Annotated in this window: 13 protein-coding genes, 1 tRNA gene and 1 pseudogene; 10 read left to right on the top strand and 5 right to left on the bottom strand. The window is 69.9% G+C overall.

Translation table 11 applies throughout. The features are described from left to right. Positions 1-121 precede the first annotated feature (121 nt). The 4 genes from C1I97_RS16510 (at position 122) to C1I97_RS16495 (ending at position 2,946) form a co-directional block, all read left to right on the top strand. Complete coding sequence (locus C1I97_RS16510) at positions 122-394, top strand: hypothetical protein (protein WP_309147804.1); 273 nt, start codon at positions 122-124, stop codon at positions 392-394. Between the two features lie 378 nt (positions 395-772). Further along, a complete protein-coding gene (locus C1I97_RS16505; RefSeq protein WP_111003981.1) occupies positions 773-1,975 on the top strand; it encodes a helix-turn-helix domain-containing protein in 1,203 nt (400 codons plus the stop codon). Positions 1,976-2,152: 177 nt separating this feature from the next. Next, a complete protein-coding gene (orn, locus tag C1I97_RS16500; protein ID WP_111003980.1) occupies positions 2,153-2,761 on the top strand; it encodes an oligoribonuclease in 609 nt (202 codons plus the stop codon). A gap of 112 nt (positions 2,762-2,873) precedes the next feature. Next, positions 2,874-2,946 (top strand) — tRNA-His (locus C1I97_RS16495). A gap of 96 nt (positions 2,947-3,042) precedes the next feature. Here C1I97_RS16495 and C1I97_RS16490 read toward each other — a convergent pair. Both C1I97_RS16490 and C1I97_RS16485 read right to left on the bottom strand, forming a co-directional pair. Further along, a complete protein-coding gene (locus C1I97_RS16490; RefSeq protein ID WP_309147803.1) occupies positions 3,043-3,588 on the bottom strand; it encodes a hypothetical protein in 546 nt (181 codons plus the stop codon). A gap of 158 nt (positions 3,589-3,746) precedes the next feature. Beyond that, positions 3,747-5,486 carry a peptidoglycan recognition protein family protein gene (locus C1I97_RS16485; protein WP_111003979.1) on the bottom strand — a complete coding sequence of 580 codons (1,740 nt, stop codon included), beginning with the start codon at positions 5,484-5,486 and terminating at the stop codon, positions 3,747-3,749. A gap of 794 nt (positions 5,487-6,280) precedes the next feature. Here C1I97_RS16485 and C1I97_RS16480 point away from each other — a divergent pair. Then, on the top strand, positions 6,281-6,757 hold the full coding sequence (locus C1I97_RS16480; protein ID WP_111003978.1) for a hypothetical protein: 477 nt from the start codon (positions 6,281-6,283) through the stop codon (positions 6,755-6,757). 469 nt (positions 6,758-7,226) lie between these two features. Continuing rightward, positions 7,227-7,416, top strand: a pseudogene (locus C1I97_RS16475) (IS110 family transposase); the annotation flags it as partial. A 180-nt stretch (positions 7,417-7,596) separates the two neighbouring features. On the opposite strand, the gene C1I97_RS16470 reads toward C1I97_RS16475, so the two are convergent. Then, a complete protein-coding gene (locus tag C1I97_RS16470; RefSeq protein WP_111003977.1) occupies positions 7,597-7,902 on the bottom strand; it encodes a hypothetical protein in 306 nt (101 codons plus the stop codon). A 72-nt stretch (positions 7,903-7,974) separates the two neighbouring features. Then, a complete protein-coding gene (locus C1I97_RS39925; protein WP_181446751.1) occupies positions 7,975-8,397 on the bottom strand; it encodes a hypothetical protein in 423 nt (140 codons plus the stop codon). A 487-nt stretch (positions 8,398-8,884) separates the two neighbouring features. Here C1I97_RS39925 and C1I97_RS16455 point away from each other — a divergent pair, with 487 nt between their 5' ends. Next, entirely contained in the window at positions 8,885-9,349 is a 465-nt protein-coding gene (locus C1I97_RS16455; RefSeq protein WP_111003975.1) for an ankyrin repeat domain-containing protein, read from the top strand. On the opposite strand, the gene C1I97_RS16450 is transcribed toward C1I97_RS16455, so the two are convergent. Then, positions 9,318-10,379 carry a LacI family DNA-binding transcriptional regulator gene (locus tag C1I97_RS16450; RefSeq protein WP_111003974.1) on the bottom strand — a complete coding sequence of 354 codons (1,062 nt, stop codon included), beginning with the start codon at positions 10,377-10,379 and terminating at the stop codon, positions 9,318-9,320. The genes C1I97_RS16455 and C1I97_RS16450 overlap by 32 nt on opposite strands. 415 nt (positions 10,380-10,794) lie before the next feature. Between C1I97_RS16450 and C1I97_RS16445 the strand changes: the two genes are divergently transcribed. From C1I97_RS16445 to C1I97_RS16435, 3 genes are read left to right on the top strand one after another with little or no spacing between them, the layout of a single operon-like run. Continuing rightward, positions 10,795-12,120 carry an ABC transporter substrate-binding protein gene (locus C1I97_RS16445; protein ID WP_111003973.1) on the top strand — a complete coding sequence of 442 codons (1,326 nt, stop codon included), beginning with the start codon at positions 10,795-10,797 and terminating at the stop codon, positions 12,118-12,120. Positions 12,121-12,125: 5 nt separating this feature from the next. Then, on the top strand, positions 12,126-13,139 hold the full coding sequence (locus C1I97_RS16440; RefSeq protein ID WP_111003972.1) for a carbohydrate ABC transporter permease: 1,014 nt from the start codon (positions 12,126-12,128) through the stop codon (positions 13,137-13,139). Positions 13,140-13,151: 12 nt separating this feature from the next. Next, the gene (locus C1I97_RS16435) at positions 13,152-14,054 is read left to right on the top strand and encodes a carbohydrate ABC transporter permease (protein ID WP_111003971.1); all 903 of its coding nucleotides are present in this window, start codon (positions 13,152-13,154) and stop codon (positions 14,052-14,054) included. Positions 14,055-14,071: the final 17 nt, after the last annotated feature.

Here is a 14,071-nt window from a genome sequence, read left to right as displayed (position 1 = left end):
AACATACGTCCGTGTGCACGGAAACCGGTCAGTCGACCGGTGTCGCCGCGCCCGGGCGCCGACCGCCCCGGTGAGCCCCCGTCCCGGGAGGGACGCGGGAGCCGGCGCGGGGGACGACAGCGTGGGCGAAGTGATCCGCTGGTCCGCCTTCGGCTGCGCCGTCGTCCCGGTGGTCCTGCTCTGGTACGGCACCTCGCTCGCCGGCGCCACCGGCACCGCGCTGGGCCTCGCGGCCGTCACCGGGGTCTGCCGGGTCCTGCTGCGCCGGTCGGAGCGCGGGGCGGCCCGGCTGCGCGGCGAGGAGCACGTGCCGCACCGCGGCCGTCACCACAGGACCGGGACGGGGGCTCACCGGGGCGGTCGGCGCCCGGGCGCGGCGACACCGGTCGACTGACCGGTTTCCGTGCACACGGACGTATGTTTTCAGCCAACTTCTCGCGCCTGCGCATTCTCCTGCCGAAATACCCCCCACCCCCCGTCTGACCTGCGAAGAAAGGTACTCAGGAGCCTCACGCACCCTACGCGGTTTGGCCACCGCGACAAGGCGCACTTCCCCGCACCCTCCCCGAGTGCAACGCTTCGTGATCGAATGCTTCACGCCAAGTTGCCATGTCGACAATCTGCCGGGTGGTGAACCGGCCACCGCGGCACGGCGTGACACAGTAGATTCGATCTTGACTGTCTTACGGCGGGGGACTCGTGCAGGACCGAGGGGAAACGTGCAGGAGCGACACAACCGAGGAGCCGCGACCACCGAGGGGGGCTTAGCAGGATGAGCCACGACTCCACTGCCGCGCCGGAAACCGCGGCCCGGAAACTGTCCGGGCGACGCCGCAAGGAGATCGTCGCGGTGCTGCTGTTCAGCGGCGGCCCCATCTTCGAGAGTTCCATACCCCTGTCGGTGTTCGGGGTTGACCGCCAGGACGCCGGCGTGCCGCGCTACCGACTGCTGGTGTGCGGCGGCGAGGACGGCCCACTGCGGACCACAGGGGGCCTGGAACTCACCGCACCGCATGGCCTGGAGGCGATCTCGCGGGCGGGCACGGTCGTCGTGCCGGCCTGGCGCTCGATCACCTCTCCGCCACCTCAGGAGTCGCTCGACGCGCTGCGCCGGGCGCACGAGGAAGGTGCCCGCATCGTGGGCCTGTGCACCGGGGCCTTCGTAGTGGCCGCGGCCGGCCTGCTGGACGGCCGCCCGGCGACCACACACTGGATGTACGCGCCGACGCTGGCCAAGCGCTATCCGTCGGTGCACGTCGATCCGCGGGAGCTGTTCGTCGACGACGGCGACGTGCTGACGTCGGCGGGCACGGCCGCCGGGATCGACCTGTGCCTGCACATCGTGCGCTCGGACCACGGCAACGAGGCGGCGGGCGCGCTGGCCCGGCGGCTGGTGGTCCCGCCCCGCCGGAGCGGAGGCCAGGAACGCTACCTGGACCGCTCTTTACCCGAGGAGATCGGCGCCGACCCGCTGGCCGAGGTCGTCGCCTGGGCCCTGGAGCACCTCCACGAGCAGTTCGACGTGGAGACCCTGGCGGCACGGGCGTACATGAGCCGTCGTACGTTCGACCGCCGCTTCCGCTCGCTGACCGGCAGCGCGCCGCTGCAGTGGCTGATCACGCAACGGGTGCTGCAGGCGCAGCGCCTGCTGGAGACGTCGGACTACTCGGTGGACGAGGTCGCGAGCCGCTGCGGCTTCCGCTCCCCGGTGGCCCTGCGCGGCCACTTCCGGCGGCAGCTGGGCTCGTCGCCGGCGGCGTACCGGGCGGCGTACCGGGCGCGACGCCCGCAGACCGAGCGCCCGGCGGACGCCGCCGCCCCTGCGGGCCCGACGCCCACGCCGGCCCCCACGGGCGGCGCCATGGCGTCCTCGCCCGTCCCCTCCCACCACCACCCGGATGGTTACGTCCCGCACCAGGGCCGCCGCACTCCGACAGCCCTGTCGGCGAGCGTGCCGGGGCAGCGGAGCGGGTAGCTCGCCGCTGGGGTGGGCGGGAATGCCTTTCCCGCCCACCCAGGCGTCTCACCGGCATGGAGGGCCCCGCTCCGGGGCTCCGTCCCGGGCACGTGCGCGGCCCTGCCGGTCATCGTCGGGACTAAGGACGCCGCACGGTCGGTTCTGCCCACGGCGGCTCGCCGTATGGTGAGACATATGAACGATCGCATGGTGTGGATCGACTGCGAGATGACCGGCCTCTCGCTGTCCGACGACGCGCTCATCGAAGTGGCCGCCCTCGTCACCGACTCCGAACTGAACGTGCTCGGCGAGGGCGTCGACATCGTCATCCGGCCGCCGGACTCCGCGCTGGAGACGATGCCCGAGGTGGTGCGTGAGATGCACACCGCGTCCGGCCTGCTCGCCGAGCTGGCCGGCGGCACGACGCTCAAGGACGCCGAGGAACAGGTCATGGCCTACGTACGGGAGTACGTGAAGGAACCCGGCAAGGCCCCCCTGTGCGGCAACTCGGTCGGCACCGACCGCGGCTTCCTGCTGCGCGACATGCCGACACTGGAGGCGTACCTCCACTACCGGATCGTCGACGTGTCCTCGATCAAGGAACTCGCCCGCCGCTGGTACCCGCGGGCCTACTTCAACAGCCCGCAGAAGAACGGCAACCACCGCGCCCTCGCCGACATCCGCGAGTCCATCGCGGAGTTGCGCTACTACCGCGAGGCCGTCTTCGTCCCGCCGCCCGGCCCCGACTCCGACACCGCCAAGGCGATCGCCGCGAAGCACGTCCTGCCCGCACAGGTGGGCTGACCGGGTCCCCCGAGGGGGCGCCGCGCAATCTGGGCGCGAGCACCCCTTCGGACCCTGTAGACTTCTTCTCGGCCGGTCAGGGAAACCACGGAATCCCGTGTGACCGGTCATGGTGGGTGTAGCTCAGCTGGTAGAGCACCTGGTTGTGGTCCAGGATGCCGCGGGTTCGAGTCCCGTCACTCACCCTTCACCAGAAGGCCGGTGGCCCTGCGACAGGGCCACCGGCCTTTTGCGTGCCTCAGGGTGTGGGCCGCCGCGCCGAGGTACGGCGTTCCTTCACCTCACAGCTGATCGGAGCGGCTGCGGGGCCCGCTTCGGGCTCTTCGCGTGGTGACCGGGCCCGACACCCGCCTCGGCCTGCCCGTGCCGGGCGCGCCACAGGCCCCCCGTGGATCCGCGGCAACGGCCCGCCGCAGCCGCCCGTGCAGGGTCAGGTAGAAGGTCTGCAAGGACTCCCCCGGCCCGCCGGCCTGGAAGCGGTTGAGGACCTTGCCCAGCGGGTTCCACAGACGCCCGTCCGGCATGCGGACGCCGACGGGCTGCGTGAAGTAGGCCTGCTGGTCCGCGTCGAAGTCCACCCACGCCGCCCCGGCCTGGCGCACCAGAACCTCACCGACGTAGGCACCGAGCCCGAAGAGCGTCTCGTCCACCCGCTCCCGCGGAGCACCGCCCTTGCGCAGGCCGTCGATCAGGAAGTCGACGATCCGCAGGCTCCCCACCGAGTAGTCCAGAGGCAGTCGTCTGCGGTCCGTGACGTGGGCGACAAAGGCCGCCGCGTACGAGCGCATCCCCTCCGCCTCCGGCATGTGCACGCCCGCTTCCCCCATGAAATCCCACCCCTTCGCTCGCTGCGGAGGCCCCTCGAGGGCTCCCCTTCACCAAGCGGATCCCGCTTCCGGAACATCACAGACATCACAGAAGACAGAAGGCGACGGAGCCGCCGTCCCCGGTGGTGGAGGCGGGGACGGCGGCATCGCCGGGTGGGTCAGTGCGTGGCGTAGCGGGACTGTCCGGCAGCGGTGCGGATGCCGGGCAGTGCGGAGTAGAGGGTCTTGCCCGGGCAGAGGGTGGCGAAGCCGTCCCGGTGGCCGGAGATGGTGTGGAATATGACCTTCTGACCGGCCTTGTACAGGTCGTTGTCGCCCGCCGCGGTGAGGGTGACCCGGGCCTGGGGGCTGACGCCGTCCAGGCCGAGCTTCCAGGCGGCGAGGTCGGCGATGGCCTGCTTGGCCGCGGCGGTGGGGGTGCCGCCGTTCTCGTAGTCGCCGAGCAGGGATATGCCGGCGGAGTCACCGTTGAAGCCGTAGGTGTGGGCGCCGCGCACCCGCTTGTCGACTCCGCCGGCGCGGCCTTCGAAGACGGTGCCGCACTTGTCGACGAAGAAGTTGTAGCCGATGTCGTTCCAGCCGTTGCTCTCCACGTGGTAGACGAGGATCGCGCGGATGATGTCGGGTGAGTCGACACAGCTGTAGTCGTTGGTGCCGGCGGTGTGGTGGACGAAGACGGCCTTGACCTTGTCCAGGTACTCGGGCGGGTCCTCGACCAGGGACTCGTCGGCGCCCCATGCGGCGCGGTCGACGATCGCGGGGGCGGTGGGCTCGGTGGGCGTGGCCGTCTCGGTCGCCGACGGGGCGGACGGCTCGGAGGTGGCGTCGGTGGTCTCGGGCGCCGGGTCGGCCGGTTCCGGCCGGGTGTCGTCGGCGGGGGCGCTGGAGCTGTCGGAGTCCGCCGGGCCGGTGGGCTCGGTGCTGGTGGTCGGCTGGGCGTCCGGGGCGGTGCTCGCAGTGGCCGCGGGTTCTTCGGTGGTGCTGTCGGCCGGGCCGGTCGGTTCCGGCGTGCTCGTGCCGTCGTCGGCGGTGGCCTCGGGAGCGGTGGAGGGCGCGCCGTCCTGGGCGCTGTCGTCGTCGCCGTTGTCGGCGTCGTCGGCGGGTGTGCTGGACGGGGCCGTGTCCGGTGCGGTGCCGTTGTCGGCAGGGGAGGTGAGGGAGGCGGACGGCTGCGGAGCGGTGGCCGAGCTGTCCCCCGCGGAGTTGCCCGGTTTCGTGCCGCCCTTGCCCTGACCGTTGCCGTTGTCGTTGCCCTGATCGTTGCCGTTGCCCTGGCCCTGGCCCTGGCCGTTGCCCTGGCCCTTCCCCTGGCCGTTGCCGTTGTCGTTGCCCCGGCCCTTCTCCTGGCCGTTGCCGTTGCCCTTGGCCTTGCCGTCGGGAGTGGTGCCGGGGTCGATCATGTCGAGGCGCAGTCCGTCGGGAACGGTGGTCTGCTTGCCGTTGGCGACAACCCGTGCCTCGACCGCGTCGGAGGGACCCACCCACAGCGGTTCGGAGGCGCCGCGGATGCCCGGGGCGCGGCCTTCGGCGGTCTCGGGTGCGACCGTGTCGAAGTCGAGGTCGCGCCAGTCGGTCCACTCACCGGTGGCGGCGCTGCGGGTGCGGATCTGGGCGGTGCCGTCGAAGTTCTTGGCGCGGTCCTTCCACGAGACACCGAGCAGCGAGAAGGCCTTGGTGTCGGTGCGGGGAAGGGTGCGCTCGGAGCCGCTGGAGCCGGCGAGCGCGATCGTGTTCGCACTGGCCGGGCGGGCTCCCGTGGTGTCCGTGGAGTCATCGGGAGCGAAGGTGACGGCGGCCGTGGCCAGACCCGCGCCGCCGAGCACCGTGGCACCGACGGCCAGCCAGAGCCGGCGCTTGCCGGGGTGTGTGCGGTGGGAACGGGATCTTGTGGAGCTCATGGTCTTCCCTCGGGTTGTCTCGTACGTGCTGGCTAGTGCTCTGGGCCGTGCTGCCGACGATCCCGGATCCGGACTCGGGGATTCCGGAGAGTTCCTCACGCACCTCCCCCGGAAGACGGTTGCCCGGTCGTGGATTTCGGGGACGTGGCGCCCATGAGATTTCGCCCTCTCACATATGCCATTTCGCTGTTTCGTGAGCCGGGCGTTTATACAGGGCGCCGAGAAGACCTGTCCAGCGAGCAGAAATAACGGACATTCAGCATCTCGCTTCGGCCTCAACTGTCCGTAAAAGGAGTCAAGCGTCAGCAATGTCCGGCGACTTGACATCACTTCCCCGGGACGGGTAGAAACCCCGGCGCAGCTGTGCATGACTTCCTGTCATTGCAGGTGGCACGGGCTTCTGCGACATACCCCGGACATGGAACGCGAGGAAAGGTTTGGCGTGAAATCCGGATTGAGCGGGCTGATTCGCGGATGACGGCAAGGCAGGGGGAGGGAGAAGTCGCCGTCGCATGACGAATCGCGGTTCCCATGGGGGCGCGGCAGACGTCACGCCTGGAGCCCCGGACGGGCTCGGAACACCACGGTGGGTGGCGATGCGCATCGGCAGTGGAGAAGGCCGACGGCGACTCCTCCAGGCGGAGCCACGCGCGTCACGGGATTCTGCGCCGGAAGGTTGCCGCGCCCCACTCCTTGCACGGGCGGCATCATGACGCGACCGCCGGGGTCGGTGTCAGTGCCTTCCTCTACGGTGGCGCCGGTCTCGCGGATCTCACACCGGGAAGGGCGGCGCGATGGGTGCCAGCAGTTGGGAATACGTCACTCCGTGCAAAGGCAGCGTCGAGGAGTCCCTGGAGGCTCTGCACTCGGAGGTTTTTCAGGAGCTTTACGGCAACGACAACACGTACCGGTGTCTTGAGGAACTGTGGAGGGACGAGGAGTTCATGGGGGAGGAGGGAACCCACTCGATCCTCGACATCCAGTGCGTCGTCCGCACGACCACCGCCCCGTCGCGGCACAACGCCGACGACTACGGGACGCTTCACCCGCTGGCGCACGACCGCATTGTGCACCACTTCGGTACCGGCCGGCCGACGCCCGGCCAGTTCGAGGAACTGCTCACCCGGGCCCGCTCGGCCAACAGACTTCCGCCGGACCCTGAAGAGACGCTGCTCGACGAGTGCCGTATGCGGTGGACCGGCGTGTACGTCCTCCTGTACACCGACGGCAAGCCAACCCACCTGGGGATCTTCGGATACTCGGGCGACTGAGATTTTGCCGGGAAATCATTACCCCGAACCCTTCCTGAGGGGCTGCCAGGCGTCAGGGGTCCGACAACCCGCCCCCGAACCGGAACGCGAAGGGCTTGATCACCCGCACTCCGTCGTGGGACACGCCCCCGACGCCCGGCGGGGAGGCACCTACCCCTCTGAAAAGCGGGAGCATCTCGGCCTCCAGCGTTCACCTGCCGCTCATTTGAGTGCGCAAGTGTCATTCACCTGCCGGATGCTCACTCTTTCAGCAGGGCAGATGCCATGAGCCCCGTTACCTTCTTCGTGGTCCCACAAGGAGCCCCTGGCCTCTGGGCCCGGCATGACTGTTGCCCCCTTCTCGAACGGACGACCCCGGAGTGGTGTCACCGGGCCCGAGGACACCGACTGACCGCTGACGAGAGGCCCGGCCGCCGCCCAGCCGGCCATGCCCGTGGGGTTGGACGATGACCTCACCGGCGAGGCCACCCGCACCTCCAACCGCCTGGTGGGCGACATCTTCGACGCATTCGACGAACAAACCGTCGCCGTCCCCCGGCACCAGCACCCTCGATGTCATCGTGCCGTCCCTCGCCGGATCGCCGGCCGCCGTCCACGAGCAACGCCGTCCCCTGGAAGCCCGGATCAGCGAACTGCTGGAGGCCCACCCTCCAATGCAGTGCGCACGAGGTCCCGGCCCTGCCCGTTGAGGGCGTCATCGACAGCCGCGGGGCATGACAGCGCAAACCGAAGTTCACCGGACCGGATACCAAGTGGCCTCCCGCCCCTGCCCCGTGGGCGAAACCCAAGGTCCCCGAGGTCTGACTCTCGTACTCTGCCCGTGGTCTCTCCAGCAAGAGTTACGGACCGCCCTGATCTCCCTCACGGAGGCCGGTGGCGCTTTCTTGCGTCTGGCTGTTGTTCTTGCTCTCCAGCCATTCCACGTAGTTCTTGGAGGCGTTGCTGCCCTGCTTGCCGGGCGAGAGCTTCACGATCGCTTGGTTCTTCTCGGGGTTTCCGCTGAGGTACGCCTCGGTCAGGACGTACGGCAGGCCGTCCACGCGGAACCGGATGCTGCCGTCGGGATAGGCGCTGACACGGACCTTCCGGCCATCCGGAAGGGTGATGTTTTCGGAGAAGTGCGCTTTGAGGGGCTGATCAGCCATACAGACCTCCGGTCCCACAGGCTCGACGGGACCGGTCAGCGTACCGACAGTCCCCCCTCGAAGGCCCCCGGTTCAGGACTTCGCGGCGACGACCTCGCGCACCCGTCCGGCGAGTTCCCTCGTCGCTCGGGTCCTGGCGTACGGAGCGAGATCCGTACGCACCCCCGCGAAGTGGTCGTCACCGCGGACGGAGGACACGTGCTCGTACTCGTCGAGGGACCGCCGCCACGACTCGCACGAGGCCTCCGGATGTCCGTACCGGAATCGCCGCTGTGCGAGCACCGCGTAGGCGTGGGCGCTGCCCTGCCGTTCCCGGGCGGGCCGGACACGGATGCTCTGCTTCATCGTCCCTCCGCGCGGCACGGGGCGCAGCAACGCCGGACTCGGCGTCCGGCGCGTGCAGATGGCCCGGCGCGTGACCGCGGCCCAGCTCACATACTGCGGATTGGCGGGGCTGGTCGACGACGCGACGCTCATCGTCTCGGAGCTGGTCACCCTTGCCGTCGTGCACAGCGGCGGAACACGGGGCACCTTGGCCTTGGCTGTCCGCGACGGCTTCCTGCGCATCCCCGTACACGACGAGATGCCCGGCAGCCCTGCGGTCCGCAACGTCAGCGGCGAAGCGGAACGGGGACGCGGGCTGGTGCGACCTCCGCCTCCCCGGGGTTCAGCCGTGCCCGTGCCCTTCCAACGCTGGGCTCGCCCCGGGCCCACCGGCGCCGGGCCGTTGGCCCTCCTCCTGGCACAGGACCGCCCGGCTGAAGGCTGAAATCCAACAGGACGCGCGATTCGAGATGCCCGGCCGCTAGTGCCCCGGCAGGCAACGTTCGCCCGTCAAGGAGCGGCGTCCGGTGCGTGCTCTGGGGGTCCCCCTGCTCGGAGAGCTCGGGGGTGGGGGTTCCCCCTGCTCGGAGAGCTTGGGGGAGTGCCGGGCGTCGCGACGGGGCGAACGTTGCCTGCCGGGGCACTAGTCTCGGCGGTCATGAACCGGCGGCAGCTCAAGAAACTCTCCCGGCACCTCGTCGAAGCGGCCCATCTGGGCGACACCGCCCGCGCGGAGGAACTGCTCCGGGCCGGCGCCGACCCGGATCGGGCGGACCGCGAGGGCACCACCCCGCTCTACGCGGCGTCCGTGCAAGGGGAAGCCGAGATGGCCCGCCTGCTCCTCGCGGCCGGGACCTGCCCGGACACCGAGAGCGGAGGCGAGTCGGAAGGCACGCCCCTGTGCGCGGCCGCCTGCTGGGGGCACACCGAGACGGTGCGCGAGCTGCTGGCGCACGGCGCCGATCCGAACCTCCGGGAGGATCACGGCACGGGCCACTCCCCCCTGGAGTGGGCGGTCCGCGAGTCCTGTCCCGAAACCGTCGCCCTTCTCGTCGCGGCGGGAGCCGTCCCCCGCGACGGGGCCGGGTCCGTCACGACGACGCCCGCACCACCAGCTCCGTAGGCAGCACCGCCTGCCGCCGCTCCAGGCCCCGGGAGGCGGCCGGGCGGCGGTCCGCGATCTCGGCGAGGAGGAGGTCGATCATCGCGCGGCCCATCTCCTCTATGGGCTGACGGACGCTGGTCAGGGGCGGGTCCATGTGGCGGGCGATGGCGGAGTCGTCGTAGCCGACGAGGGCCACGTCGTCGGGGATGCGGCGGCCCGCCTCGCGCAGCACCTGCCGGGCGCCGGCCGCCGTGACGTCCGAGGCGGCGAAGACAGCGTCCAGGTCGGGGCGGTGGGCGAGCAGACGGGCCATCGCACGACGGCCGCCCTCCTCGGTGAAGTCGCCCTCGGCGACGAGGAGTTCGTCGACCTCCCGGCCCGCGTCCCGCAGCGCGTCGCGGTAGCCGTCCACGCGGCGCTGGGCGCCGTAGACGTCCAGGTGCCCGGTGATGTGGGCGATGGTGCGGCGGCCCCGGGCCAGCAGGTGCTCCACCGCCGAACGGGCTCCGCCGTAGTTGTCGGAGTCCACCGAGGTCAGGGTCTCCCCCGCCGAACGCGGGCCGCTGATCACCGCCGGGATCTCCAGCTGGGCCAGCATGTCCGGCAGGGGGTCGTCCGCGTGCACCGAGACCAGCAGGACACCGTCGACGCGGTGGGCCGCCAGGTACTGTGCCAGCCGCTGCCGCTTGCGGTCACTGCCGGCGAAGGTCAGCAGCAGCTGCATCTCCGTGTCCGACAGTCCGGCGCCGACGCCCCGCAGCATGTCCGAGAAGTACGGCTCGGCGAAGAAGCGGGTCTCCGGTTCGGGGACGACCAGGGCGATCGCGTCCGTGCGGTTGGCGGCCAGGGCGCGGGCGGCCGTGTTGGGGACGTAGCCGAGTTCGGCGACCGCCGCCTCCACCGCGGCGCGGGTGGCGTCGCTGACCCGGGGTGAGCCGTTGATCACCCGGGAGACGGTTCCACGGCCGACGCCTGCCCGTGCGGCGACCTCTTCGAGGGTCGGTCGACCGCCGCTCCGGCCCCGTGCTCCGTGGCCTGCGCCTGCCATTGGCTCCGCCCTTCCGCCGTCAAAACCGCTTTGGCCTGGAATCTAACAGTCCTCCTCGAACGGGGGTCGCTCCCGGGGTCGCCCCCGAGGACGACCCCGGGGGCAGTCGCTCCGGTTCCGCCCGTGGCCTCGCCCGACCGTCCGGACGGGCGAGGCCCTCCCTCCCGGAAGGTCAATCTCCCGACTCCCCGCGTTAGTTAACAGGCCGATAACTGAACGAATTTGTCCTCGCTCACACCCTTGACACCCCCGCCCGAACCCGCAACTCTTCAACACATCACTTGTGGGAGCGCTCCCACAGTACCTGACACATACACAACCCGCACGTTCCCCGCCCGAGCCGCAGCGAACACACAACGGGCCCAACCATGCAGTTGGCCGGGGGGTCGGCACGTCAGGGCAACAGGAGGACGCAATGCGAGCACGATTTTCCACCTCCCGCAAGGCGGTGGTCCTGGCGGCAGCCGCGTCACTGGGCGTCGGGCTGCTGGCCGGCTGCTCCAAGGACAGCGGAGAGAAGTCCGGCTCACCGGACGGCGGCAGCGGCGGTGGCAAGACCACGATCACGCTGGGTCTTTTCGGCACCATGGGCTTCAAGGAGGCCGGCCTCTACGCCGAGTACGAGAAGCTGCACTCGGACATCAAGATCCAGGAAAACGTCGTCGAGCGGAACGAGAACTACTACCCGGCGCTCGTCAACCACCTCACCACCAACAGCGGCCTGATGGACGTCCAGGCCATCGAGGTCGGCAACATCGCCGAGGTCGTCGCCACCCAGGCGGGCAAGTTCGAGGACCTCTCCAAGGCATCGGGCGTGGACAAGAGCAACTGGCTGAGCTGGAAGTGGCAGCAGGCCGCCACCCAGGACGGCCAGGTCATCGGCCTCGGCACCGACATCGGCCCGATGGCGATCTGCTACCGCAAGGACCTCTTCGAGCAGGCCGGACTGCCCACCGACCGCGACGAGGTCGGCAAGCTGTGGGCGGGCGACTGGAACAAGTTCCTCCAGGTGGGCGAGGACTACAAGAAGAAGGCGCCCTCGGGCACCTTCTTCATGGACTCCCCCGGTGGTCTGATCAACGCGATCCTCGCCAGTGAGGGGGAGAAGTTCTACGACTCCTCCGGCCAGGTCATCTACAAGACGAACCCCGCCGTCAAGGCCGCCTTCGACCTGACCTCCAAGGCCGCCGAGAAGGGTCTGGTCCAGCCGCAGACCCAGTTCCAGCCGGCCTGGGACCAGACGATCGCGAACAACAAGTTCGCCACCGTCTCCTGCCCGCCCTGGATGCTCGGCACCATCAAGGGCAAGTCGCAGCCGGACGCGGCCGGCAAGTGGGACGTCGCCGTGCCGCCCAAGGGCGGCAACTGGGGTGGCTCCTTCCTGGGCGTGCCCAAGAGCGGCAAGCACGTGAAGGAGGCGACGGAGTTCATCACCTGGCTGACGGCTCCCGAGCAGCAGGCCAAGCTGTTCGCCGTCCAGGGCAGCTTCCCGAGCGCGCCGGCCGCCTACAGCAGCTCCGAGGTCACCGGTGGGAAGAACGAGATGACCGGTGACGCGCCCATCGGCAAGATCTTCGCCGAAGCCGCCAAGTCCATCCCGGACCAGGTGATCGGCCCGAAGGACCAGATCATCCAGCAGGGCCTGACGGACAACGGCGTCATCCTCGTGACGAAGGGCAAGTCGGCCGCCGACGCCTGGAAGACGGCCACCAAGACCATCGACAACAATTTGGAGAAGTGACCGGTATGGCCACCCGGCACGACACCGCCGCGCCCCCCGCCGAGGGGGGCGCGGCCCCGGGCCGCCCGGCCGCGGGCGCCGTGCTCGACCAGACGGAGCAGCGGCGCCGGGCCCGGCTGTCCCGCCGCTGGCAGCGGGACATGCGGTGGAGTCCGTACGCGTTCGTCTCGCCGTTCTTCCTGCTCTTCGTCGCCTTCGGCCTGTTCCCGCTGATCTACACGGCGTGGGCCTCGCTGCACACGGTGGAGCTGACCGCGCCGACCGACATGGAATGGGCGGGCCTGCGCAACTACACCCGGATCTTCGACGACGACTTCTTCTGGAACGCGGCGAAGAACACCCTGACCATCGGCCTGATCTCCACGGTCCCGCAGCTGCTGATGGCGATGGGCGTGGCGCACATCCTGAACTACAGGCTGCGCGCCTCGACCTTCTACCGGGTCGCGATGCTCGCGCCGTACGCGACCTCGATCGCCGCCGCCTCGCTGGTCTTCGTGCTGCTCTTCGGGCGCGACTACGGCATGATCAACTGGGTGCTGCACTCGGTCGGCTTCGACCACGTCGACTGGCAGAACGACAAGTGGCCCTCGCAGATCGCCGTCTCCACGATCATCATCTGGCGCTGGACGGGCTACAACGCGCTGATCTACCTCGCGGCGATGCAGGCCATCCCGCAGGACCTGTACGAGTCGGCGGCGCTGGACGGCGCCAACCGGTTCCGGCAGTTCTTCCACGTCACGCTGCCGCAGCTGCGTCCGACGATCCTGTTCACCGCCGTGGTGTCGACCATCGGTGCCAGCCAGGTCTTCGGCGAGCCGCTGCTGTTCGACGCCAACAAGGGCGCCTCCGGCGGCGCGGAGCACCAGTTCCAGACCCTCGGCCTGTACCTGTACGAGCAGGGCTGGGTGAACCAGCACCTGGGCCGGGCCTCCGCGATCGCCTGGACGATGTTCCTGATCCTGATCGTGATCGGCATCGTCAACTACGTCATCTCGCGCCGGCTGCGAGCCAGTAGTTAAGGAGTACCGGCCGTGACGACGACCCTGACGAAACCCGAGACACCCGCCGCCGGGCCGCGCCGGACGCGCCGGCCGAAGGCCGCCCGCGCGGGCGGGCAGCTGCACGCCGGTCCGGTCGCGTACGTGATCCTGGCCCTGTTCACCGTCGGCTCGCTGTTGCCGCTGGTGTGGACGGCGATCGCCGCCTCCCGCGACAACAACCGGCTGGCCCAGACCCCGCCGCCCTTCTGGTTCGGCTCGAACCTGATGCACAACCTCCAGGTCGCCTGGACGGACGCCAACCTGGGCAAGGCGTTCGTCAACACCACGATCGTGGCGGGGATCTCGGCCACGACCGTCGTGTTCCTGTCGACGATCGCCGGCTTCGCCTTCGCCAAGCTGCGCTTCAAGGGCCGCGGTGCCCTGATGCTGATCGTGATCGGCACGATGATGGTGCCGCCGCAGCTCAGCATCATCCCGCTGTACATGATGGTGGCCAAGCTGGACTGGACCGACCAGCTGCAGGCGGTGATCCTGCCGTCGCTGGTCAGCGCGTTCGGTGTGTTCTTCATGCGGCAGTACCTGCTGCAGGCGCTGCCGGACGAGATCATCGAGGCCGCCCGGGTGGACGGCGCGAGCAGCTGGCGCGTGGTGTGGCACGTGGTGTTCCCGGCCGCGCGGCCGGCCATGGCCGTGCTCGGGATGCTGATGTTCGTACAGACCTGGAACGACTTCCTGTGGCCGTTCCTGGTGCTGACCCAGACCGGCAACCCGACCGTGCAGGTCGCCCTCGCGGGCCTGGGCCGCGGCTACACCCCCGACCAGTCCCTGATCATGGCGGGCGCGCTGCTGGGCACGCTGCCGCTGCTGCTGGTCTTCGCGGTCTTCGGCAAGCAGATCGTGGGCGGCATCATGCAGGGCGCGGTCAAGGGCTGACGCCCGCGGCCCCGCCC

It is taken from the genome of Streptomyces sp. NTH33 (assembly GCF_003236365.1).
Classification (GTDB): domain Bacteria; phylum Actinomycetota; class Actinomycetes; order Streptomycetales; family Streptomycetaceae; genus Streptomyces.
Note: the sequence above shows the minus strand (reverse complement) of the source record. Positions and strands in the feature narration are given on the sequence as shown.